Here is a 23,335-nt window from a genome sequence, read left to right on the forward strand (position 1 = left end):
AATTCGACCTTGCCCAGGGAAAATTCGTCCTTGAACCTTTCCAGCCTTACTGAAATAAAAAGAGAGAATGTAAGGATGTTGGTAGGAAAGATGGGTGGAAACGCGGAATATCTTAAATAGAAAGAAAGAGAGTTTTGGGAGAGAGAGGGAGATGAATCGATGGAAGTTGCCGTACCTCAGCAAAAGCCAAAACGGAAGTGGAGAAAGCGGGTGCTATGGAGTTTTGGAATCATGATGATACTTTTGCTGTCTGTCTTGATTGCTGCAAATGTATTTCTTTCAAGATCCTTGCCGGAAACGAAGGGGGAAATATCGCTTCCAGGTCTTTTGAAACCGGTTACGGTGGTGAGGGATTCAAGTGGGGTCCCGCATATCAACACAGCGAATGAACATGATTTGTATTTAGCCCAAGGGTATATCCAAGCACAGGATCGTTTATTTCAAATGGATTTAAGCAGGCGTCAGGCTTCAGGAAGATTGAGTGAAGTGATTGGTGAGAAAACCGTCAAAAACGATAAGTATTTCCGTACACTTGGGTTGAGGCGGGCGGCTGAAGCCTCTTATGCAGCGTATTCAAGTGACGGGAAAGATGCCTTGGATGTGTTTGCCGAGGGGGTAAATCTTTATATCAATGAATTGAAGGAGAATGGGAAATGGCCGGCGGAGTTCACTCTGCTTGGATACGAACCAGAGCCGTGGACACCCGTCGATTCTCTGACCATCGGTAAATATATGGCCTTTGATTTAGGTGGGAACTGGGAAGATCAGGCGTTTAGGCAGTATTTGCTGCAAACGTTCCCAAAGGAAAAAGCATATGATTTATTCCCTAATTATCCAAAGAGCGCTCCATATATCATCAGCAAGGAAGAACTGGATATTGAAAAAAGTTTTGCCGGGGCCGTTATTCCTTATGAATTCAACGGCAGCAATAACTGGGTAGTTTCAGGCAAGAAAACGGATTCCGGTCAGCCGTTATTGGCCGATGACCCCCATCTGGGATTAGCTACACCGTCCGTTTGGTATCAAATGCACTTGGAGGCCCCGTCGGTCAATGTGAGCGGTGTTATTTTTGCCGGGATTCCGGGCATCATCCTCGGTCATAACGAAAAGGTGGCTTGGGGTGTGACCAATACCGGTCCGGATGTACAGGATCTGTATATTGAGAGGAGAAACCCGGAAAACGAGAAAGAATTCTCCTACAAAGGTAACTGGGAAAAAGCTGAAATCTTGGACGAACCCATAAAGGTGAAGGGTGGTAAAACACTCGACTATAAAGTGACGGTTACCCGCCATGGACCGGTTGTCTCCGAGTTTGCTGGGAAAAGCGGAAAAGATACCGTGCTTGCATTAAGGTGGACGGCACTTGATCCATCTGCGGAGCTTGAAGCGGTACTGAATATGAATAAAGCGGGAAGCTGGAAAGAATTCGAAAAGGCCCTCTTGCAATTCGAAACGCCGGCCCAGAATTTTGTCTTTGCCTCAGTCGACGGGACCATTGCCTATAAGGCGAATGGGAAAATCCCAATCAGGAAAAAAGGCGATAGTATGCTGCCTGTACCTGGCTGGACGGATGAATTTGAGTGGAAAGGCTATATTCCCTTTGATGAACTTCCAAAAACGGTGAATCCGGAAGAGGGATTCATTTCGACAGCGAATAATAAAGTCATCTCAGATGATTATCCTTACCACATCAGCAATAACTGGGCACAGCCGTACCGTCAGATGAGGATACAGGAGTTTTTAAAAGCCAATAAAAAGCTTACGGCCGAGGATATGCAAAGCCTGCAGATGGATACAGTGAATTTGCAAGCTAAGGAGTTTGTTCCTCAATTCGTGGAGGTATTGAAAGGTCCATCTGGGAAAAAGGAAGACCAGGCACTAACGATTCTGAAAAAATGGAATCATATTGATTCCGTTGATGAAGCGGCACCGATGATCTTTAATGTCTGGATGCGAAAAATAGGTGATGTTCTGCTTAAGGAAGAAATACCGGAGGAAACCCTCAACCTCTTTAATGGAAGGCGGTCGGCCGTCGATGAACTACTAAGGCGGGCACTGGACGGTAAGCCAGGCCCTTGGATTGATGAGGCGGGCGGACTTGAGCAGGTGCTTGCCAAGTCGCTGCAGGAGACATTAACGGAACTGGGAGAATCACAAGGTGACGATATAGCTGATTGGGAATGGGGAGACTATCATCAGGTCAGGTTTAACCACCCGCTCTCGAGTGTCGCCCCATTAAATTATGTATTTAACAGCGGCGGCGGAATGCCGGTAGGCGGCAGCAGTGTCACCGTACAGGCGGCGGCATTTTTAGATGATGGAACCGTTAATCATGGCGGGTCCTGGAGATTTGTCATCGACCTGGCCGACATGAATCAAGGATATCACCTTGTTGGCCCTGGTCAATCAGGTAACGTGAAAAGTGAGTGGTACCACGATCAGCTTGATGATTGGGCAGAAGGTACTTATCATAAAACCACTTTAGACGACCCAAAAGGTGATACGCTGACATTGAAACCATCATACTGATATTCAGAAAAAAAGTACCAAGCCCAGCATCCTTGCTCTGGACTTGGTACTTTTTCATTGTTTTTGCCTAGTAAGGAATTCTGCAAGGAACTCCTCGAAATTTGGGGCCTCGATTGCTGCGATTTTTTCATATGATTCAATGATCTTAAGTTTAATTTCTTGCTCCAGATCATTCCGGTCTTGATAGTTCGTGTTTTTTAACGATTTTTTTATTTTAGGATTCAAAGAGTCGATTAGATCCATTAATTCTTCTTTTGACAGTTTTTTATCCACAATGGCTTTTCTCCTTTCTAACATATACCTCATCCATATAGTGCTTTCGAAGTTTTTTTAGAGCTTGTTTACGGATGCTTGAGATATTCTGTGGCGACTCATGGAAATAGGCAGCAATTTCCTTGTTGGATAGGCCGTAGGAAAAGATCATGGTCAGAACCAGGCTTTGTTTGGCTGTTAACTTTTTCAAGGCTTTTATCATCTCTTCATCACTTATGTGTGAAGCGAGTTCTTTCGTTTCCCCCATCTTTTCAAGTTGAACGTCCATAGTGCCGATTCGATCGATGAATCCGCCAGTATCCCTTGGTGCCGCATCAAGTACCATTCGATAGCGTTCCCGCTGTTTCCGTGCCCTTTTATCAAAATCAACAGAGAAAAAGTAAATTAAGGAGCACATGTATTTGTATACTTTAGCCCGGTAATAGAAAATTTTGAAAGTCTCGTTGAGATGGCAAATGTTGTGGGAAGAAGGGGAATCAAGAGTTTCAGTGAAAATCTTTAAATGCTCTGGGTTCTGTAAAAATACTTGAATGATGGGTTGTTCAAAGAAAGATGAGTACTGTTGCTGCAGAAACTCCAATGAATGAGAAAAAAAATGAGAAGTTAAATGGTTCATTGTTATCCCTCCTTTAATTAATAAAGTGATAGACAAGGGGAATAAATCAATTATATACGAACATTCGTTCTTTTTTCCATGAATCAATAGTGCTAGATTGATTTTTTTAAACAAGTTTCACTTTAGATATCAGATACAAGAAAAGGGGTGAAGAGGATGATGATTGAGGATGCTACTATGTGGGTTTCATTAGTTAGCGAATTTGGCTATCCATTCGTCGTTTCTATGTTTTTGCTCTTCCGCTTCGGTAAACAATTAAAAGAACTGACAACGGACGTAGAGAACTTAAAAAAGTCCGCTCATAAAACGAAAAAACGATAACCTCAGGGCGTATGTGCCAGGTGATAAACACCGAATTTCGGATTCTATTCAAAAAAGGGTCCGGAATTCGGGTATAAAGAAATGGGTACTATCTGAAAATCAAGACTTTGCTAAACCCCTCCCTTACACTCAAATAAAAAAATAATAAACCATTATTTGGAATATAGCACAAAATAGGTAAAAAATAATCGTCATTTGGAATCATTTTACTACTATAATTCATCCGTCAATGGAATTAGATAGGAAATCCTCCCCTCATACGATTTTAGTTTTATGGATTAAAGTGAAAATACTTTTAAAAAAACAACATTCATCAATAAACTTATAGAAGTATGCGGCATCCGAGTAAAAGGGTGCTGCTTTTCTTATTGTTTGGTAATAAACTGATAATATGGAAAAGGGGTGGGAAAAAATGAAAAGTCAACAGCTGGAAGATATTCAGATCCTGCAGCATGAATGTGAACGGGAAGGTTTTACTTTAAAGCTGAACTGGGAAACGCTTCGCAGTCGAAATGGTGTGAATAAGAATGACTTTTTTCACTATGATGGATTGAAGCTTGTTGGTTTTCTAGGTCTATACGATTTTGGAAACAAAGTGGAGATGTGCGGAATGGTGCATCCTGATTTCCGTAGGCAAGGCATTTTTACAAAGCTGATGGAAGAGGCCATAAGGAGTGCCGCAGAGCGCAACTATAAGTTGATTCTTTTGAACTCACCTGCTCAATCCCATTCAGGGACAGGATTTTTGAAGCAGCTCAATTGTGAGTTTGCTTTTTCTGAGTTTCAAATGAAATGGTCCGAAACGGAGCTTGATGATTATGGTGATGCAGTCGTTCGCCCTTCACGGAGGGATGATGAGGAAACGGAAATTCAGCTGGATATTCAATGTTTCCAATTTACGAAACAAGAGGCGAAGGATTATTATCAGCGCATCCTCTATGAGGATACTCTGAAAACCATGATGATTGAAAAGGGTGGTCTTGCAGTCGGTAAGATCCGTGTTGATCACTCTGGCCGGGAAGCGTGGATTTATGGATTTTCCATTTTGCCAAAATACCAGGGAAAAGGACTTGGCAGAAAGGCATTGAAAAAGGTCGTAGCCGAACAATGCCAGTTGGGATATGATATTTTTCTCGAGGTAGAGGCGACTAATGGGCATGCTTTAAGACTCTATGAATCTTGTGGATTCAAAACCATTCAAAGACAGGATTATTATCAATACAAAGGCTGAAGGATGCTTGACGACAAAGAGTGTTAGGAGGCAGGGATGGATGTTGATCTTATTCAATTATAACTGGCAGGTGCGAAATGAGTGGTTCAAGTGGTGCCGGTCCTTACCGAATGAGGAGCTGAAACGGCAGCGCACAGGAGGGATGGGGAATATATTGAAGACACTCGCCCATATTATCGATGTCGAATGCAGCTGGATCAGGGCCATACAAGGGAAGCCTGATGTCGCGATCGATTTGGAAGCTTATGATACGATCGAAAAGGTCGAAGATTTATCCGCTAGTTATCATTCTGAGATCATTGAATATTTGAACTCGCATGCTATTGAAGAAGAGAATGGAATGATTCAGCCAGCTTGGATGGAGGGGACATACGAAAAAGGCAGGATACTGCGCCATCTGATAGCGCACGAAATTCACCATATAGGCCAGCTGTCCATTTGGTCGAGGGAGATGGGCATCGAACCGGTATCCGCCAGTTTAATAGATCGGGATTTATAGTCTTTATGTTTTAAAACTGGTAATAAAAAAAGGGATTATGGAAGGAGGACAAGCAGGGAATCCATATTGGATATAATGGTCGCTTCACAGGAAAACGCCTTGGTCTGGATGGGACAGGTCAATTCATGATTCGTCTTAACGCAGTAGGTTATAACATATTAAATAAAAAGGATTAGCGTATTAGCTTAATCCTTTTTATTTATTTGTCATATATATTAATATTTACGCACTCAAACTTTTGTTAATTTTGGCTTTTGTGTCGCTGGTTTAATGTATTTAGTTAATAACCAGCGTGAGATTGGTCCAACAATCAGTAACTGTGATGGTAGCGCCACGATAAAGTTTAGACCAACTGTTTTAAGGTAAGCTATGAAGATTGAACCCTCAATCCCCATCATTAAACTAGTTAAAATAAGCCCATATACTGACATAATAAGGACCATTACAGGGACCATGCAAAAGGCAATTGCAATAATAAAGTTGGATTCTTTCGATTTATCATAAGGCAGTGATAATGCAAGTTTACGCGCCTTCGGTTCAACTATTGACTCTGCAATAAAAGCGACGATAAATGTTACCGCAAATTGAATTACTGCACCCCCTACGGTAAACGATGACAAGCCGTGTAAAGCTGTGTTGTAAACTGACATAATAAGGACCATACCAAAACACATAAAAAGTCCAAAGATTATGCCTTCCTTTTTATTACTAGGCAAATAAAAACATCCTTTCTTTTAAGCATAAATGTAATTATATATGCCGAAAAATTTTTACATAAGTGACATTTTTATGACTTTTATTTTGAGTTACGTTAAATTACTCTTTTGTTTTGATGAAACCTAGTTTATAGAGGCTTGGCAAAAAAAACGAATGAAAAAAATTAATAGATGAAGAAAACGATAAAGAATAGTAACGAATTTAATTTGTTTCAATGGTTTAGATGATTTATTGGATTCTTCAGTAAGCATTTCATTAAGCAGGCTGGCTCATGTGCATGGGCCAGCCTTTATATATATTTGAAGGAAAAAAGGTCCGTGTTCACTGAATGAAAATAGGTAAAAGGTACCGTTTATTCAAAATTCGTAATATTAAGGTAAATTTTGGCGTTTATTCGACAAAATCATGATATATTATTCTAGCATTTTACAAAAATAGAAGGGTTGTGAAGTATGTCGTTCAAAATGCATGTTAATAAGATGCTCGCCCCGATTCTTGCTGTGAGTTTAATTACAGCCCCATTTGCCGTACCGGGGGAGACATCCGCCAAAGAGTCTAATAAGAAACCGGCCAAGACTGAACCATTTACGATTTCAGCTCCTACTGTTAATTACTCAAAAGGCACCAAAGCGACTGTAACGGTCACACCGAAAAAAGGGAACAAAGGAAATGAAACCGTTGTCTTTCAATTAATGAATGGGACGAAGGTCATTTCACAGTCAGCCATTGAGGCGGATATTAAATCGGCCCAAAAGTTCTCTGCGTACTTCAACTCGTACAAATCGGGTTATTGGATCAAAGTATCGGTTGTCTCCAAGTATAACGGCAATACGAGTAACTTCGGCAACAGCCTGGCAGCCTCCGTTTCGGATGCACCTTTTGAACTAAGGATCATGGAAACGACAGATATACACACTAATCTGGTGAGCTATGATTATTATAAGGATGCCGTATCGGGCTCTGTCGGCTTTTCCCGCACGGCTTCTTTAATCAAACAGGCACGAAAAGAAGTGAAAAATAGCGTTTTAGTGGATAACGGCGACCTTATTCAAGGGACGCCGCTAGGTACGTACAAAGCGAAAATAGCGCCGCTGAAAAAGGGTGAAGTCCATCCTGTCTATAAAGCGATGAACTTGCTAGACTATGATGTGGCCACATTCGGCAATCATGAATTCAATTATGGTTTAGCTTATTTGGAAGAGGCCATCAATGATGCGAACTTCCCTTATGTCAATGCCAATGTTTATAAAAAAGATAAAGACAATGATTCAAAGAATGATAAAAATAAATATACTCCTTATAAAATCGTCACAAAGAAAGTAAAGGACATCAATGGAAAAGAAAAATCAGTAAAAATAGGCTACATTGGATTTGCCCCTCCGCAAATCATGGATTGGGATAAAACGAACCTTGAAGGTAAGGTCATTACAAAAGAAATCATCACGACTGCAAAAAAATATGTACCTGAAATGAAGAAAAAGGGCGCGGATGTCATCGTGGCGCTCACGCATTCCGGATTTAATGGCGATACCAAGAATACCGAGGATGTCATCTATTCATTAAGCAAGGTATCCGGCATCGATGCCATCACGTTCTCCCACACGCATAAGGTCTTTCCGGCACAAGATGAGGCTTCTTTAGACAGCCTATTCAAAGATAGCCAAGGAAAAGTCCTTAAAGGCGTGGATAATAAAAAGGGTACCATCAATGGTGTACCAGCCGTTCAAGCAGGATATGGCGGCAGTAATCTCGGGATCATCGATCTTGATATCCAGAATATCAAGGGGAAATGGAAAGTCGTCAATTCCGATTCATCAACACGTGCAATCAACGATAAAATAACAGGAAAAAAAGCGGCTGAAGATGCATCTGTCGTCAAAGCCGTGAAGAAGGATCACGAAGGAACGATCAAGTATGTCAACACGCCAATTGGAACGACTACAGCTCCAATTCATAGTTACTTCGCCCTTGTGCAAGACGATCCTTCCGTACAGGTCGTGACGAGCGCACAGAAATGGTATGTAGAAAAATACATCCAAAGCAACCGTCCTGAATACAAGGACTTGCCGATTCTCTCTGTAGGAGCCCCTTTCAAAGCGGGTCGCAATGGAGTCGAGGAATTCACCGAAATCAAGGAAGGCGGACTGACCATTCGCAGCGCCGGTGATTTATATTTATACGATAATACCTTGAAGGCAATCAAGATCAAAGGGTCAGTTGTTAAAGAGTGGCTAGAAATGTCTGCCGGGAAATATAATACAATCGATCCTGCCAAGTCTGAGGAACAGGAGCTGCTTAATGGAAAGTTTGCCGTTTATAACTTTGATGTGATTGACGGCGTTACGTATCAAATCGATGTCACCAAGGCTCCGCGCTATGATGAAAAAGGGATAAAAGTGACGGATTCAAGCAGGATTGCAGATTTGAAATATAATGGTGAACCAGTGGACCCGAATCAAGAATTCATTGTCGTGACGAATAATTACCGTGCTTCGGGCGGGGGGAATTTCCCGGGAGTCAAGGGCAGCGAATATGTAGTTGACTCTGCGGATGAAAATCGCCAGATCTTGATGGATTACATCACACAAGAGGGTGAGATCAATCCAACTGCTGATAATAACTGGTCGATTGCCCCGATTTCAGGTAAGGTGGACGTTACTTTCACCTCATCACCTAAAGGTGCGGAATATTTAAATGAAGACAGCCCGATTTCCTATACAGGCAAAAAGGATGATAAAGGCTTTGGCATTTACAAATATAATTTGGGAAAAGAAAACGTTAAGGTGCAACTGCTCGGGATCAATGATCTTCACGGCCAGCTTGATACCACTTCCGATTTTGGCGGTATCAAACAAGGGCGTGCCGATTATTTAGCTGCGCACTTGAAGCAGCGTAAAGCTGAAAACCCTGAAAATACACTTTTACTTTCGGCAGGGGATGCTGTAGGTGCAAGTGCACCCGTTTCTTCTTTAATCCAGGACAAACCGACGCTTCAGTTTTTGAATGATATGAAATTCGATGTCGGAACTGTCGGGAACCATGAGTTCGACAAAGGGGTAGAAACCCTGATGGCTCAAATCAATGGCGGAAAGTCGCCAACATCCGATGTGGTATTCGATAAATTGAACTTTCCATATGTAGTTGCCAATGTCGTATATAAAGACACGAAAAAACCGATTTTGGACCCTTACGTCATAAAAAAGGTCGGCGGGGTTGATATTGGGTTCATAGGTGTAGTCACGAATGCCACACCTCAAAAAGTAAGTCCGGATGGCATTAAGAATGTAGAATTCATAGAACAGGCACCTGCCGTAAATAAGGCAGTTAATGAGTTGAAAGAAAAAGGCGTCAAATCGATTGTGATCATCTCACATGACCCAGGCACTGAAAAGGAAGGGGTCATTACAGGCGAAGTGGCTGATCTTGCTAATGCAGTGGATGATGAAGTAGATGTGATCTTAGCGGGAGATAATCATGCGAAGGTCAACAACTATGTGGATAATAAATTGATTGTACAAGCTTACTCTTATGGAACGGCTTTTGAAGATGTGGATTTGGAAATCGATCCAAACACAAAGGATATTGTCAAAAAGTCAGCTGAGATTGTCACGGTTACACAAGATGGCATCACACCTGATGCCGGGACGACGAAATTCATTAACGACTATCTAGACATGTTCCCCGAGTTGAAAGCCCCGCTTGGGACAACGGATGAGAAAATTTTAAGAACCGATGCGTATACGCAGGAAACGGGCCTTGGGAATTTAATTGCCGATTCCATGAAGGCAGATTTGAATTCCGATTTTGCCTTCATGAATCCAGGCGGAATTCGTGCAGATATTCCAAAGGGGGAAGTCACTTTTTCCGATTTAGCGAAAATCCAGCCGTTCGGAAACGTATTGGTTAAGCTGGAACTGACTGGAGCGGAAGTGAAAACGCTGCTTCAACAGCAATGGATCGTTGAAGGATCTCCGAAAACCTTGCAAATTTCTGGACTGAGCTATACAGCCGACTTCAGTAAACCTGTCACGGAACGCGTCACCTTATTGGAGAAAGCGGACGGAACACCTATCAAGGATACCGAAACATACACGGTGGCCGTCAATGATTTCATGGCAAGCGGCGGTGATAACTATACCGTCCTGAAAGGAAAAGAGCGTGTGTTTGGACATGCTGACCTGGAAGCATTCGTTAACTATGTAAAAGAAACCTTTAAAGGCGGAAAGATCACGGCTGAAATTGAAGGCAGGATTACGAATATCAATAATTAATAGAGGTTTACTCGTGAAAACTGAGCATTTACTCGTTCGTTAAGCGGATTTACTCGTGAAAATTGCACATTTACTCGTGAGTTTTCAATATTTACTCGTGAAACCTAAAAGAGAGCGCTCCTTAATACAAGGGGCGCTTCCTTTTTTGTGATTAATTATTCCTGAAGATGGAAAAGTTCAATCCCAATGCAAAGGTGACCCAAGCAATATAGGGAACCATCGCTAAACCGGATGTACGGTCTATTTTATAAAACTCGAATGCCGTTAATGTAATCAAGGTCAGCAGTGCAGCCATTTCAATAAAAGCTGTTCCGCGCAAGCCCCATTTGAAGAATAAAAAAGACCATAAGAAATTCAACCCTAGTTGAGTATCATAGAGGCGTTCAGCGGACTTCGATTCTTTTTCTTTGGATGCAATGCGATATTTCGCTATTCCCATGATTGTATAAAGGCTGGTCCAAGCAACGGGGAAAGTCCAGGAAGGAGGAGCAAAAGCAGGTTTCTTGAGTTTGTCATAAATTTCTTTTGAATTCCTTGTGGCGAATATCCCCACAAGTGAGCCTCCAACCACAGTACCAATACACTTTTAGCTAATTTTCCGTAGTTCATAAAGCGATCCTCTTCTTTCTTCATTATTTGTATGTTCTTATACCTTTACCTTCTCACTCTGAAAATAAAACATCCCCTTTAATCAAGAAGTGTAACTTTCTTCCAAGCTTTACGTCGGTACTATTAAGAAAAGGGGGAATACCGATGAACCGTAAAATAGTGATGTTTATGTTCAGTTTGTTCCTTTTACTTGCTGGATGCAGCAGTAATGAAAAAAATGATTCTGCATCTGAATCACATGGTGAAAAGGCGGAAAGTAAAATGGACGCTTCAATTTCCGGGAATATGGTGCAACAGGAAGAAGCGGCGGAAAAGGAAGGGGTGACGGATGAAAGAAAGGTCATCCATCAAGCCCAGCTTGAGTTGAAGGTGAAGAACCTCGAAAAGGCACAAATGAAGATTGAGAATAAGGTGGCTGAATATGGCGGATATGTTGTCGAGTCCAATGTATACAGGGAAGATGAAGAACTGGTGGAAGGAACGATCACTGTTCGGGTCCCTGAAGCCCATTTTCAGGATTTTCTAGCCGATAGCGAGGGTGAGGCTTCAGAAGTGGTCGGAAGGAATGTGACAGGACAGGATGTAACGGAGCAATATGTAGATTTAAAAGCAAGATTGAAGTCAAAGAGAGCAGTAGAGGAAAGGTTGCTTGCATTCATGAAGGATGCTGAGAAGACCGAAGATTTGTTGAAAATATCATCCGATCTTGCCGTGGTGCAAGAAGAAATAGAGCAACTGACCGGGCAAATGAAGTATCTTGAGAACCAGACCTCATATTCGACGGTTACCATCACGTTATCACAGGACCGGATATTTGTGCCGGGCATTGATAATAAGGAATTGAATACATGGGAAAGAACGAAGAAACAACTTGCAACAAGTGCGAATCTATTACTTAAAGCGGGTTCAGGAATCATTGTTTTTATAATAGGAAACTTGCCTATCCTCATTATTTTAGGCGGAGCTGGTGCGGCGGTCCATTGGGGGATCAAAAGAAGGGGTAAAAGGTGAAGGCAGAAAGAGAGGGTGCCAATTAGATTGGCACCCTCTGACATTTATCTTTTCCGTTTATGCAAGCCGGTCACATAATACAGGGCTACCAACAGTAAGATCCAAATCGGACCAACGATTAAAGCGATTCTTGTATCTGCTGAAAAACCGAGTACTACCATTACGAATACTAAAAAGGCTAAAGTTAAGTAAGAAGTGAATGGGAAAAGAGGCATTTTGTAAGACAAGCCTTGTTTTTCTCCCTGACTCATTTTCCGTCTAGACATGATCTGTGTGGCAAGTATGGTTCCCCATGTCCAGAGTGCACCGAATGTAGCGACACTTGTGACGTAAGTGAAAACTTTATCGGCTTCCATGTAGTTAAGGTAAACACCGAAAAGAAGCACGATAGCCGAAACGATAATGGCAACGCCAGGAACGCCTGACTTTGTTGTACGTTCGAAACTTTTTGGTGATTCACCTTGCTGCGCTAGGTTGAATAACATTCTTCCTGTACTGAAGATCCCGCTGTTACAAGATGAAAGGGCTGCTGTCAGTACGACAAACTGAATGATTCCTGCTGCGCCTGGAATACCGATTTTATCAAACATCATAACGAATGGGCTGTTTTCCCCATTCATTTCATCCCATGGAGTGATTGATAAAATGACTGTCAGAGCTAAAACGTAAAAAAGTAAAATCCGATAAAAAACGGTATCGATGGCTCTTTTTAAAGATTTTTCAGGGTTTTTAACTTCACCTGCGGTAACACCGAGCATTTCAATTCCCAAATAGGCGAACATGACCATTTGGAACGAGAGGATGACACCAGAAATTCCATTCGGGAAAAATCCTCCATTTTCAACAAGGTTGCCGAATCCGACTGCGATTCCGCCATTCCCCAGTCCAAAGATGATCATTCCAAAGCCAAGGACGATCATTAGGATGATCGTTACGATTTTAATAAGGGCGAACCAAAACTCCAATTCACCGTAAGCTTTTACAGCAAGAAAGTTAATCGTTGTCATGATGGCGAGTGCGGCTAACGCCCAAGCCCATTGCGGAGTATCAGGGAACCAAAACTGCATATAGATTCCGACTGCAGTAATTTCAGCCATACAAGTGGCGATCCAAACGAACCAGTAATTCCATCCGGTTATATATCCGGCAAGAGGACCGACAAATTCGCTTGCGTAGCGACTGAAAGAGCCTGCGACTGGATTTTTTATCGCCATTTCACCTAGTGCACGCATGATAAGATAGATCATAAGTCCGCCAATGGCATAAGAAATGATGATGGCTGGACCAGCTAATTTAATCGCAGATGCCGAGCCGAGAAATAATCCGACTCCAATGGCTGCGCCAAGAGACATTAATGCGATATGTCTTTCTTCCAAACCTCTATGTAGTTGAGATTCTTTGGAGTTTTGCATAATTTTCCCCTTTTCTATGTTGGAGTTTAATTTTCTCTATCTAGCATTTTATCACTAGTAGAGGAGAATACATATTATTTATTGATTTTTCACATAATATTACAACTAAATAATATATTTTAATAGGAAGAATGTAAAGTAAAAAATGAAAACGCTTACTACGAAAGTGATCCTATAATTTTTCATCGTATAATAATCTTTCGAAACTAATTATAATGCTATACAAACAAAATAAAATTATGTGATTTTTCTAAAAATTTAGACATTTAACAGTGGACAAGCTGTCCCAAAAATAAGGAACAGCTTGTTCGTTTCATCATTGCCACATGGCGGAGGCCCATTCAGGATGATCAATGAAAGGGTTGCGATTATGCTGATATTGATTATAAGTGATCTCATTTCGGTTACGCTCGAAGGCATCTACAGGATCCTGTTCATTCCACTCCGGTAAGAAGCCATTCCATTCCATGAATCGATTGATACTGATTTCCTGAGAAGTCGATTTGATTTGTATAGTTATGGGGAAAGTATTGTCAAAAAAGAGAAAACAGCTAGTGGTGCTTAGCGAAATTTAGGGGAATAGCCCGGGAAATATCGAAGGCTGTTATGAAAATGAAAATGATACGAAAAACCGTCACCATTCGACTTACTGTTTCAGTATATAGATCCTAAAAAAACTTTAGACAAATTCAATTTTATATCGAGTTTGTCTAAAGTATGAAACCGTCAGTATGCTACTGACGGTTTTTTTTACTCTGTTTTATAAGAAGACTTTGAATGAAACTCAATAACAATGATCCGATTAAAGCTCCCCAAAAAGAATTTATTACAAAGCCACTGACGGCATAGGAAGTGATTTGGAATGTGAAGGCATTGATAATGAAAGAAAACAACCCGAACGTCAGGATGGTGATCGGCAATGTGATAAGCTGGAGAATGGGCCTAACCAGCAAGTTCATGATTGATAATATGAAAACCGCCAGCAAGGCTGTTCCGTAAGATTTAATCGTGATGGAGTCGAGAAGCCAGTCAATAACGAGCAATACCAGCCCGTTGATAAGAAAACGCATAATTATGTTCATGAAAAACTCCTCCTGAAGTCACCTTAACTACAAGTCATTATACTAAAATTTCATGAATTTCAGTTATATGTTTGCAGAATTGTCACAAAAAAAGAGGAATACGATATGTATTCCCCAAGATTGGAAAAAGGTCCATTTAAGGGTCTTAGAGCAGTTTATCTTTAAAAAAAGTCCAGTTGATTGGAACGGAAGGTACGAGACTCCTGCGGAAAGCGAGTGCCGTAGAGGAAATTAACGTTCCTATTTTACAAACCCTCAAAAAGAACGTTTCAGCTAGTTTTCTTCAATCCATTGAGGATTTAATAAAAGTAAAAAACCATTTAGTATAACTTAGTTTTGTTGTGAAACCATGGTTTGGGATAAGACCATTCCGAACCCCATTTGTCTTCTTTTTCTATTTAATTGTTGGCAATGATCTTTTCGAATTCACTTAGTTCCAATGTGTTTTTCAATTTTGGATTGGTGTTTAAGGAAAGCAGGGCACTTTCAATTAGAAAGGTTCGCGGTTCAACGTTTTGTAATAATTCCTCTTGGATAAAGTGAATCAATTTTAGGTTTTTAACCCGTTCTGCTTCATCATCTTGGCATAGCCTTAGAATCATCTTTTTTAGGTCGTTTGCAGAGTGCAGGAGTGCAGTATGAAAATCCTGCTGTGAATGGAAGCACTCTGGCAGCCATTGCTTAATGAGATCGGGTTCCAAAAGCTGTGCATTTGACTGGCTGACATCTTCGAAAATCGATTTAATCCTATCGACGCAATAACGGATAATTTCAGTAGGGTTGAAATCTGGCTCTTTAGCCAAAGCATTAAAATGAATCGTTTGATGCATCATTCCCGAGTAAAGAATGGCACAGTCCAAAATATAGGGTTTTTTATCAGCACCGAAAATGTCCAGAAACCGTTTTGATAGCCAATGGATATGCTGGAATTTAGCATGTGTGATGAAGTTCTTAAGTTCGGTATCATTTGAAATCATTACTTCTTCATATAAGAAAAAGATTTTATTGTTTTTGTTGGAGTGCATTTGTAATTCTGATTGTTTGATGAATATCTCAATATCTGCAAGGTTTTGCCCAATAAGCAATTCATTCCGCTCTTTTTCGAATTTTTCTTGCGAAGTTAGGAAGACTGCCTTAAGCAATTCGCTTTTAGAAGAAAAATAGTTATAAAATGTTCCTTTTGAAATGCCGCTATAATCTAAAATATCCTGAATGGAAGTTGCTTGATATCCCTTTTCAATAAATAATTGGTGTGCATATTTAACTACCAATTGCTTGCGCTCATTCATATATATCACCCTTACTCTTATTGGACGGTCATTTTAACGTAATAGTATCTTATTTTCTATACGAACACAAACCAACACAAACCAGTATGTTTACAATTTCTCTAGCAAAATAAGGGGGAAGGCCATGTACTAGAAGAGGTCTGCTGAAATAAAGGTCCACAAAAGCAATGAAAATTCGGTTTCTATGCATCCTTATATTCACCATGTAAATAAAGGCAGATGAAGTGAACAAAGTCACAGGAGAACACTTAGGTTTGTTATAAGATAAATAGAAGGAGATGGGTGAAGTAGCGCAAAGTATCTATGAATATTCGGCATCATTATCGATTACTAACCCATTGGTAGGAGAAATGATAAAATCACTCGGTGTGAAGGAATATTGGTTATAAGGGTCGTATACCATTATTAGGAATGTGATTATGGCAATATGCTGACCATTCAACGGTTTATATCACTATACATTTCCATATTCTGGAGGTTGTTGAAGTCATAATATAAATAAAAAAACAATGGATTGATTATTATATTAAAATTATTATAAATAAGTATTGATTTTTTTCTGAGAAGCTTTATCATTATATACATAAATAATAATGAAAAGGTGGTTCAATTATGACAAATAAGAAAAACCTTACTACAAGCTGGGGAGCACCAGTTGGAGATAATCAAAACTCGATCACTGCCGGCGAACGCGGCCCGGTGCTCATTCAAGATGTACACTTATTGGAAAAACTAGCCCACTTCAACCGTGAACGTGTGCCTGAACGTGTAGTTCATGCGAAGGGTGCCGGTGCATTCGGAACTTTCGAAGTAACGAACGACCTTTCTCAGTACACGAAAGCTAAACTTTTCAATGGTGTGGGCAAGAAGACAGATCTTTTTATCCGTTTCTCCACAGTTGCAGGTGAATTGGGTTCTGCTGATACAGTCCGTGACCCGCGTGGATTTGCTGTTAAATTCTACACGGAAGAAGGAAACTACGATATCGTCGGTAATAATACGCCTGTATTCTTTATTCGCGATGCGATTAAGTTCCCCGACTTCATCCATACACAAAAAAGAGACCCTAGAACACATTTGAAAAACCCTACGGCTGTTTGGGATTTCTGGTCACATTCACCGGAATCGCTGCACCAAGTGACGATCCTGATGTCCGATCGGGGCATTCCTGCTACACTCCGTCATACACATGGTTTCGGAAGCCACACATTTAAATGGGTGAATGCTGAAGGAAAAGGCGTTTGGGTGAAATACCACTTCAAAACAGAACAGGGCATCAAAAACCTTGATGTGGATCTAGCTGCAAAACTAGCAGGTGAAAACCCTGATTACCATACGGAAGATCTTTTCAATGCCATTGAAAAAGGGGACTTCCCTGCATGGAAATTGTATGTTCAGATCATGCCTTTGGAAGATGCGGATACATACCGTTTCGATCCATTCGATGTGACGAAGGTATGGTCTCAAAAAGATTATCCGCTGATCGAGCTTGGTCGTATGGTATTGAACAGAAATCCTGAAAACTACTTTGCTGAAGTGGAGCAAGCCACGTTCTCACCAGGAACATTCGTACCGGGAATTGAAGCTTCCCCAGACAAGATGCTTCAAGGACGCCTATTCGCATATGGAGATGCACACCGTTACCGTGTGGGCTCGAATCACAACCAACTTCCGGTTAACCGTCCGAAAGTGGAAGCGAATAACTATCAGCGTGATGGCTTCATGCGTGCTGATGACAATGGCAAGGGATCTGTTTATTATGAGCCGAATAGTTTTGGAGGCCCAGCCGAATCAACAGAAAATAAAGTCACTCCTTTCGAGGTGACTGGGCAAGCTGCACAAGTCGGTCATAATAGTGATGATCACTACACCCAAGCAGGTGACTTATACCGTCTATTAAGTGCCGAAGAGAAAACCCGCCTTGTTGACACGATCGTGGGCGCAATGAAACCTGTGGAATTGGAAGAAATCAAGCTTCGTCAAATCGGCCATTTTTACAAAGCCGATCCGGAATACGGAACGCGCATTGCCGAAGGTTTAGGTTTACCTGTACCGCAAGAAGCGTAAAATATGGGACTACCAATCTAGTAAATGCAAACAGGCATCCATTCATGAATGGATGCCTGTTTTGGTTTATGCATGGCTCCATTATATAAATGACACCCGACAAGTTCGGTAAGAATATATAGTTATAAATGGTTTGGAAAAAAGTCATGCTGTCAGATTAATTGGGGGCAAGTTACTTAAATTATCGGTAAAGGGTGGAATTTATGGCTAGTAAAAAAAATCGGGTGTTAGTAGGCAGTCCGATTTACCAGAAACCAGATATTTTACAAAAGTTCCTGCTCTCACTTAAAAGGCTGGATGTGGAGGGACTGGAGCTTGGCATTTTCTTCATTGATGACAATGAAGATGAGCGATCAAGCAGAATGATCGAGGATTTCAGTCAGGAGCGGAGCAATGTCAAAATACTGGCATCCAATCAAAGCGATGTATACGTGTGTAATGGCATTACCCATTACTGGAATGAAAATCTGGTATGGAAGGTCGCTGATTTCAAAAATATGATGATTGAACACGCGATTAAGGAAGACTATGATTATTTATTTCTTATCGACTCGGACCTCCTGCTATACCCTCTGACCATCAAGCAGCTTATTTCTGCCAAAAAGGATATCATCTCTAATATTTTCTGGACAAAATGGCAGCCTGATGCCGAAGAACGGCCTCAAGTATGGTTATATGATGAATACACCCAATGGGAGATATCACGCGGTCAACCGTTGGCGGATTCGGAGATCACCACACGTTATCAGTCGTACATCCGACAGATGAGAACACCTGGTGTTCATAAAGTTGGGGGATTGGGTGCCTGTACACTCATCAGCCAAAAAGCGTTGAAAGCAGGTGTGAATTTTAAAATGATCGAGAATCTATCATTTTGGGGTGAAGACCGGCATTTTTGCATTCGTGCCGCAGCTTTAGGATTTTCCATGTACGTTGATACCCACTTGCCCGCTTATCATATATACAGGGATTCGGACTTGGACGGTGCGATGGAATTTCTTGATCGGACGGATAATAAGAGGGAAGCTTCAGGGGTATCCAGTCCCAAATTAACGCTGAGCATGGTCATCAAAAATGAAAGTGACCGTTATCTAAGGAAGGTTTTAGAGGGAATTCGTGATTATATTGATGAAGCCGTGATTATTGATGATGGCAGCACGGACGATTCCGCAGAGGTTTGTTTAGAAGTATTGAGGGGGATGCCGGTACGCATCATCAGGAATGATGTCTCCAAGTTCTCCAATGAAATAGAACTTCGTAAACAGCAATGGTCGGAGACGGTGAAGTCGAATCCCGAGTGGATTTTAAATCTTGACGCTGACGAAATGTTTGAAAAAAGATTCAAAGAGGTAGTCAAGCAGCTGATAAGTGATCAAGAAGTCGATGTATATTGCTTCCGGTTATATGACTTTTGGAATGAAACCCATTACAGGGAGGATGATCGCTGGTGCGCACACCGGTATTACCGGCCGTTCCTTGTCAGGTATCGGGAGGGGTTTGAATGCAAATGGAACGATAGGCCGCAGCATTGTGGGAGATTTGCAGAAAATGTCTTTGAATTGCCTCACAAGTTATCCGACATTCGCTTAAAGCATTTGGGCTGGGTCAAAGAAGAAGATCGGATAGCGAAATTCAAAAGATATCAGGAATTGGACCCTGAGGGTAGGTATGGAAATACTGAGCAATATCTAAGCATTCTGGATGATGCCCCCAATTTGGTTCGTTTTGAGGAGTGACTTTTCTATGGGGGAGGGTGCGTAGCGTTGGCAATAATTAAATCAAATCAGCATACATTTGCTTAAGAGGAGGTGCAGTATGGACGTTTTTGTGCGGCAGAATGATTCCTTGTGGTATTATAGCCAATTATTCAAGGTGAATTACCAACTTATCATTGATTCCAATAGTGGGATTGATCCACTTGCACTTATGATTGGCCAACAAATCAAAATTCCTGGCTTTACGACGACCGGCTATAGTATTAAGCAAGGCGATTCGTTATGGGCAATTGCAAGATCACGTAATCTTTCATTGGATGCCCTATTTTTGGCTAACCCCAATCTCAACCCGAATGCCCTGCAAGTCGGTCAGACAATTTCTGTGCCATTAAGGATTACGTGGAGGCTTATTCAAGGAAATCGGGAATATGATTATGAGATGATGATGACCGATGTAAGACGTTTGAAAACTATCTATCCATTTATTAAAACCTCCCCCATCGGGGACTCGGTGCTTGAAAGGGATATCCCCGAAGTGCTGATTGGGAATGGTAACAAACGAGTTCACTACAATGGTTCCTTTCATGCGAATGAGTGGATAACGACGCCTGTGATCATGACCTTTTTAAATGATTATTTACTCGCAATCACGAATCAGGCTGACATCCGCGGTCTATCTCTGTTTCCTTTTTATAAACAGACGATGCTGTCGATCGTCCCAATGGTGAATCCGGACGGAGTGGAGTTGGTTCTTAAAGGCCCGCCTGCAGATGAGTCATTGAGACGACGGCTCTTGGAATGGAATAACGGAAGCGAAGACTTCTCTGGCTGGAAGGCAAATATTAACGGGGTGGATCTGAATGATCAATTTCCCGCCAAATGGGAACTGGAAAAAGAACGCAATAATGTAACGGAGCCAGGTCCGGCAAATTATCCCGGGGAAGGGCCACTTACACAACCGGAAGCCATTGCAATGTCTGAGTTGACAAGAAAACGTGACTTTGGCAAAGTCCTTGCGTTCCATACCCAAGGAGAGGTCATTTATTGGGGTTTTGAAGGTTTGGAACCGCCCGAATCGGAAACGATAGTCAATGAGTTTGCGAGGGTCAGTGGATATGAGCCTGTCAAATCTGCCAATAGTTACGCAGGGTATAAGGATTGGTTCATTCAGGATTGGCGCAGGCCGGGGTTTACCGTGGAGCTGGGCAAAGGAACGAACCCCCTCCCTATATCACAGTTCGATGAGATTTATCAGAAGTCGCTTGGGATTTTCTTGGCAGGGTTATATATGTGAATTTTGACCAAATGAAAAAGCTCAACTCCGTTACCATGGGGAAGAGCTTTTTAGTCTTATACACCATTAGACTTGAAACGATGAGGGCTGCTGCAAAAAATAAGTAAAGTTATGCTTTACTTATCGATTGCATGATTAACTCGCTTTTTAGCCTAAAATTAACGGACATTCTCCATGTCCCAGTAATATTGCAGCCCCTACCAAAAGGAATACTAATAGTTTTGCGGTAAAGAAGATTAACTTCCTTAGCGCTAGTATTGGCCCCACCTACGCCAGATACTTTGACGGCCACGCATGCCATCCAACCTAATTTCATTATAATAGAAAGCGCTTACATTTTCAAAAATAATCGTATTGCAAATTTCGACATACGCATAAATTGTCCCTTACCAGTAGGAGGAGAATGGGCGTATTACTGATAAGGGGCCTATAAGATTCAGGTTAATCTGCAATGAACTCCTGCAACTTTTTAGTTAGTCCGCCACTGCCAAATTTAATGAACTTTGTCTTTCCGGCTGCTTGTGCCGGGGGAGCAGCAAATTCCAAAAAGGCTAAAAGGTTGATCCTTCGGTAAAGTATATGGTCAATGCCATATTGATAGAACCAATTATCGATTGCATTGTAAACCCCTCTATTCAGGGCATATTGCTGCCGGCACCATTCGAAAAATAATCTGTCGGGCAGATTGATGTACTTCATATCCTCAAAGCGGCCATTTTTCTTCTCATTCAAAATAGGGAAAATGGGCCTAACCGATTCCTTTTGCATAGTGTATTTCCTCCCTTATTGATAAAAACGAAAAGGCTCCCTATTCATGTTGAATAGGGAGCCTCCAGTGAACTGGTCAGCTTATATATTTTCATCCAGCATAAAGCTTATTATTCCTATTCGTCAAGTGAGTTTTTAGAAAAACTCAAATTAAATAATTTTTTTAATGTTTTTGGTGTAATACAAATGAAAATACGAATAAATATTTATGTTTATTCGTTTATAGTTCGTATATAATGATTTTGAGGAATTAAGGAGGAGAGACTGAATGTATAAATCAAAAAAGATTTTATTATTGGGCTCAGGTGAATTGGGGAAAGAAGTCATACTTGAAGCACAGCGGCTTGGTGTGGAGACCGTTGCTGTAGACCGCTATGAACATGCCCCTGCCATGCAAGTCGCTCATCGCAGTTATGTGATCGATATGCTGGATGCGGAACAACTAAGGGAAGTTGTAGAAAAAGAACAACCTGATTTGATTGTGCCGGAAATCGAGGCCATCGCTACATCCGAATTAGTAAAGTTGGAAGAGGAAGGCTTTCATGTCATTCCGACGGCAAGAGCGGCTAAATTGACTATGGATCGTGAAGGAATCAGGAGATTGGCTTCTGAAACTCTGGAGATTCCGACAGCAGCGTACAAATTCGCCGATACATATGAAGAATTTGTCCAAGCTGCCAAGGAAGTTGGCTTTCCCAATGTCGTTAAACCGCTGATGAGTTCTTCAGGTAAAGGGCAAAGTGTGTGTCGCACGGAAGGTGACCTTGAGGATTGCTGGAAAATCGCGATGGAAGGCGGCCGGGTTCAAAATGGCCGGGTGATCATTGAAGAATTTATCCGTTTTGATTCGGAAATCACGCTGCTTACTGTTCGGGCTGTAAATGGTACCATGTTTTGTGCTCCCATCGGCCATATTCAGCAGGGCGGGGATTATATTGAATCCTGGCAGCCGCATAATATGACAGAAGCGCAAATAATGGAAGCGAAAAAAATTGCCCATGCCATTACTGATGAACTTGGTGGGTACGGATTATTCGGGGTTGAGCTTTTCCTCTCAGGGGATAAAGTCTATTTCAGTGAAGTTTCCCCACGTCCGCATGATACGGGGCTAGTGACATTAGTGACTCAGAATTTGTCCGAGTTTGCCCTTCATATTCGAGCGATTCTAGGATTCCCCATCCCGGAAATCAAGCTGATCAGCCCAGGTGCCAGCCGTCCATTAAAAGCTCAAGAAGAGTTATCGGAATATTCTATAGTTGGTGTTGAAAAGGCTTTGGCTTTACCTAATACACAAGTGCGCCTTTTCGGAAAACCTGTTACAAAGGCAGGCAGAAGGGTGGCAGTCGCCTTGTCATCTGCCGATTCAATCGAGGTGGCAAGAGTGAATGCGGCCCGTGCTTTGGAATGTTTAGTTGTAGAGAAATAATAGTGAAAATCCTACAGTTTTTTTCTTTATAACGCGTTAAAGTTGAACTGTCTACCAAGCCTCCTCGCCTTAAGCACCTTTGGTGTCTTCTTTAATTAAGTAGAAGTTTTGTAAAACAGTAAAAAACCATGAAGTATAAACTAGTCTTAAACAGTTCGGGATGAGACCATTCTACAGTTTTTCTTTAAAAACCATTCCAGTTGAT

Annotated in this window: 18 protein-coding genes and 1 pseudogene; 10 read left to right on the forward strand and 9 right to left on the reverse strand. The window is 41.5% G+C overall.

Features of this window, described 5'->3' with window-relative positions; genetic code table 11:
• The first annotated feature begins 159 nt into the window (after positions 1-159).
• Positions 160-2,529 carry a penicillin acylase family protein gene (locus LQ188_RS05570; protein WP_230176226.1) on the forward strand — a complete coding sequence of 790 codons (2,370 nt, stop codon included), beginning with the start codon at positions 160-162 and terminating at the stop codon, positions 2,527-2,529.
• A gap of 54 nt (positions 2,530-2,583) precedes the next feature.
• On the opposite strand, the gene LQ188_RS05575 is transcribed toward LQ188_RS05570, so the two are convergent.
• Entirely contained in the window at positions 2,584-2,802 is a 219-nt protein-coding gene (locus LQ188_RS05575; protein ID WP_230176227.1) for a hypothetical protein, read from the reverse strand.
• Positions 2,795-3,418 carry a sigma-70 family RNA polymerase sigma factor gene (locus LQ188_RS05580; RefSeq protein ID WP_230176228.1) on the reverse strand — a complete coding sequence of 208 codons (624 nt, stop codon included), beginning with the start codon at positions 3,416-3,418 and terminating at the stop codon, positions 2,795-2,797. The genes LQ188_RS05575 and LQ188_RS05580 overlap by 8 nt, the downstream gene beginning before the upstream one ends.
• A gap of 156 nt (positions 3,419-3,574) precedes the next feature.
• On the opposite strand from LQ188_RS05580, the gene LQ188_RS05585 reads away from it, so the two are divergent.
• From LQ188_RS05585 to LQ188_RS05595, 3 genes are all read left to right on the forward strand, one after another.
• On the forward strand, positions 3,575-3,739 hold the full coding sequence (locus LQ188_RS05585) for a YvrJ family protein (protein WP_081088496.1): 165 nt from the start codon (positions 3,575-3,577) through the stop codon (positions 3,737-3,739).
• Between the two features lie 412 nt (positions 3,740-4,151).
• Positions 4,152-4,970, forward strand: coding sequence for a GNAT family N-acetyltransferase (locus LQ188_RS05590; RefSeq protein WP_101223587.1), 819 nt, complete (start codon positions 4,152-4,154; stop codon positions 4,968-4,970).
• A gap of 40 nt (positions 4,971-5,010) precedes the next feature.
• Complete coding sequence (locus LQ188_RS05595; RefSeq protein ID WP_101223586.1) at positions 5,011-5,469, forward strand: DinB family protein; 459 nt, start codon at positions 5,011-5,013, stop codon at positions 5,467-5,469.
• Between the two features lie 230 nt (positions 5,470-5,699).
• On the opposite strand, the gene LQ188_RS05600 is transcribed toward LQ188_RS05595, so the two are convergent.
• A complete protein-coding gene (locus tag LQ188_RS05600) occupies positions 5,700-6,185 on the reverse strand; it encodes a DUF2798 domain-containing protein (RefSeq protein WP_101223585.1) in 486 nt (161 codons plus the stop codon).
• A 453-nt stretch (positions 6,186-6,638) separates the two neighbouring features.
• Here LQ188_RS05600 and LQ188_RS05605 point away from each other — a divergent pair, with 453 nt between their 5' ends.
• Positions 6,639-10,457 (forward strand): bifunctional 2',3'-cyclic-nucleotide 2'-phosphodiesterase/3'-nucleotidase, encoded by a 3,819-nt coding sequence (locus LQ188_RS05605; protein ID WP_230176229.1) that lies wholly within the window; start codon positions 6,639-6,641, stop codon positions 10,455-10,457.
• Positions 10,458-10,608: 151 nt separating this feature from the next.
• Here the strand turns inward: LQ188_RS05605 and LQ188_RS05610 are convergent, their stop codons facing one another.
• The gene (locus tag LQ188_RS05610; RefSeq protein WP_230176230.1) at positions 10,609-11,010 is read right to left on the reverse strand and encodes a TspO/MBR family protein; all 402 of its coding nucleotides are present in this window, start codon (positions 11,008-11,010) and stop codon (positions 10,609-10,611) included.
• A gap of 200 nt (positions 11,011-11,210) precedes the next feature.
• Between LQ188_RS05610 and LQ188_RS05615 the strand changes: the two genes are divergently transcribed.
• The gene (locus tag LQ188_RS05615; protein ID WP_101223583.1) at positions 11,211-12,077 is read left to right on the forward strand and encodes a DUF4349 domain-containing protein; all 867 of its coding nucleotides are present in this window, start codon (positions 11,211-11,213) and stop codon (positions 12,075-12,077) included.
• 44 nt (positions 12,078-12,121) lie between these two features.
• On the opposite strand, the gene LQ188_RS05620 is transcribed toward LQ188_RS05615, so the two are convergent.
• From LQ188_RS05620 to LQ188_RS05635, 4 genes and pseudogenes are all read right to left on the reverse strand, one after another.
• Complete coding sequence (locus tag LQ188_RS05620; RefSeq protein ID WP_230176231.1) at positions 12,122-13,489, reverse strand: amino acid permease; 1,368 nt, start codon at positions 13,487-13,489, stop codon at positions 12,122-12,124.
• Positions 13,490-13,805: 316 nt separating this feature from the next.
• Positions 13,806-13,940 (reverse strand): annotated as a pseudogene (locus tag LQ188_RS05625) (endonuclease); the annotation flags it as partial.
• 283 nt (positions 13,941-14,223) lie between these two features.
• Positions 14,224-14,571, reverse strand: a complete 348-nt coding sequence (locus LQ188_RS05630) for a phage holin family protein (protein WP_101223581.1) — start codon at positions 14,569-14,571, stop codon at positions 14,224-14,226.
• A 398-nt stretch (positions 14,572-14,969) separates the two neighbouring features.
• Positions 14,970-15,860, reverse strand: coding sequence for a TetR/AcrR family transcriptional regulator (locus tag LQ188_RS05635; protein WP_101223580.1), 891 nt, complete (start codon positions 15,858-15,860; stop codon positions 14,970-14,972).
• 612 nt (positions 15,861-16,472) lie between these two features.
• Here LQ188_RS05635 and katA point away from each other — a divergent pair.
• From katA to LQ188_RS05650, 3 genes are all read left to right on the forward strand, one after another.
• Positions 16,473-17,927, forward strand: coding sequence for a catalase KatA (gene katA, locus LQ188_RS05640; RefSeq protein WP_101223579.1), 1,455 nt, complete (start codon positions 16,473-16,475; stop codon positions 17,925-17,927).
• Positions 17,928-18,130: 203 nt separating this feature from the next.
• Positions 18,131-19,663: a glycosyltransferase gene (locus LQ188_RS05645; RefSeq protein WP_230176232.1), complete on the forward strand. Its 1,533-nt coding sequence runs from the start codon at positions 18,131-18,133 to the stop codon at positions 19,661-19,663.
• A gap of 79 nt (positions 19,664-19,742) precedes the next feature.
• Positions 19,743-20,936 (forward strand): M14 family metallopeptidase, encoded by a 1,194-nt coding sequence (locus LQ188_RS05650; RefSeq protein WP_230176233.1) that lies wholly within the window; start codon positions 19,743-19,745, stop codon positions 20,934-20,936.
• Between the two features lie 441 nt (positions 20,937-21,377).
• On the opposite strand, the gene LQ188_RS05655 is transcribed toward LQ188_RS05650, so the two are convergent.
• Positions 21,378-21,704 carry a hypothetical protein gene (locus tag LQ188_RS05655; RefSeq protein WP_230176234.1) on the reverse strand — a complete coding sequence of 109 codons (327 nt, stop codon included), beginning with the start codon at positions 21,702-21,704 and terminating at the stop codon, positions 21,378-21,380.
• 268 nt (positions 21,705-21,972) lie between these two features.
• On the opposite strand from LQ188_RS05655, the gene purT reads away from it, so the two are divergent.
• Complete coding sequence (gene purT / locus LQ188_RS05660) at positions 21,973-23,130, forward strand: phosphoribosylglycinamide formyltransferase 2 (RefSeq protein WP_230176235.1); 1,158 nt, start codon at positions 21,973-21,975, stop codon at positions 23,128-23,130.
• The last annotated feature ends 205 nt before the right edge of the window (positions 23,131-23,335 follow it).

This window comes from Peribacillus sp. Bi134, assembly GCF_918698065.1.
Lineage (GTDB): Bacteria > Bacillota > Bacilli > Bacillales > DSM-1321 > Peribacillus.

Excerpts from the sequence above, each read along its gene's own strand:
- purT (WP_230176235.1), top strand. The coding sequence starts at position 21,973 with ATGTATAAATCAAAAAAGATTTTATTATTGGGCTCAGGTGAATTGGGG.
- LQ188_RS05595 (WP_101223586.1), top strand. The coding sequence starts at position 5,011 with ATGTTGATCTTATTCAATTATAACTGGCAGGTGCGAAATGAGTGGTTC.
- katA (WP_101223579.1), top strand. The coding sequence starts at position 16,473 with ATGACAAATAAGAAAAACCTTACTACAAGCTGGGGAGCACCAGTTGGA.
- LQ188_RS05655 (WP_230176234.1), bottom strand. The coding sequence starts at position 21,704 with ATGCAAAAGGAATCGGTTAGGCCCATTTTCCCTATTTTGAATGAGAAG.
- LQ188_RS05585 (WP_081088496.1), top strand. The coding sequence starts at position 3,575 with ATGATGATTGAGGATGCTACTATGTGGGTTTCATTAGTTAGCGAATTT.
- LQ188_RS05645 (WP_230176232.1), top strand. The coding sequence starts at position 18,131 with ATGGCTAGTAAAAAAAATCGGGTGTTAGTAGGCAGTCCGATTTACCAG.
- LQ188_RS05650 (WP_230176233.1), top strand. The coding sequence starts at position 19,743 with ATGGACGTTTTTGTGCGGCAGAATGATTCCTTGTGGTATTATAGCCAA.
- LQ188_RS05590 (WP_101223587.1), top strand. The coding sequence starts at position 4,152 with ATGAAAAGTCAACAGCTGGAAGATATTCAGATCCTGCAGCATGAATGT.
- LQ188_RS05620 (WP_230176231.1), bottom strand. The coding sequence starts at position 13,489 with ATGCAAAACTCCAAAGAATCTCAACTACATAGAGGTTTGGAAGAAAGA.
- LQ188_RS05580 (WP_230176228.1), bottom strand. The coding sequence starts at position 3,418 with ATGAACCATTTAACTTCTCATTTTTTTTCTCATTCATTGGAGTTTCTG.
- LQ188_RS05570 (WP_230176226.1), top strand. The coding sequence starts at position 160 with ATGGAAGTTGCCGTACCTCAGCAAAAGCCAAAACGGAAGTGGAGAAAG.
- LQ188_RS05630 (WP_101223581.1), bottom strand. The coding sequence starts at position 14,571 with ATGAACATAATTATGCGTTTTCTTATCAACGGGCTGGTATTGCTCGTT.
- LQ188_RS05635 (WP_101223580.1), bottom strand. The coding sequence starts at position 15,860 with ATGAATGAGCGCAAGCAATTGGTAGTTAAATATGCACACCAATTATTT.
- LQ188_RS05615 (WP_101223583.1), top strand. The coding sequence starts at position 11,211 with ATGAACCGTAAAATAGTGATGTTTATGTTCAGTTTGTTCCTTTTACTT.
- LQ188_RS05605 (WP_230176229.1), top strand. The coding sequence starts at position 6,639 with ATGTCGTTCAAAATGCATGTTAATAAGATGCTCGCCCCGATTCTTGCT.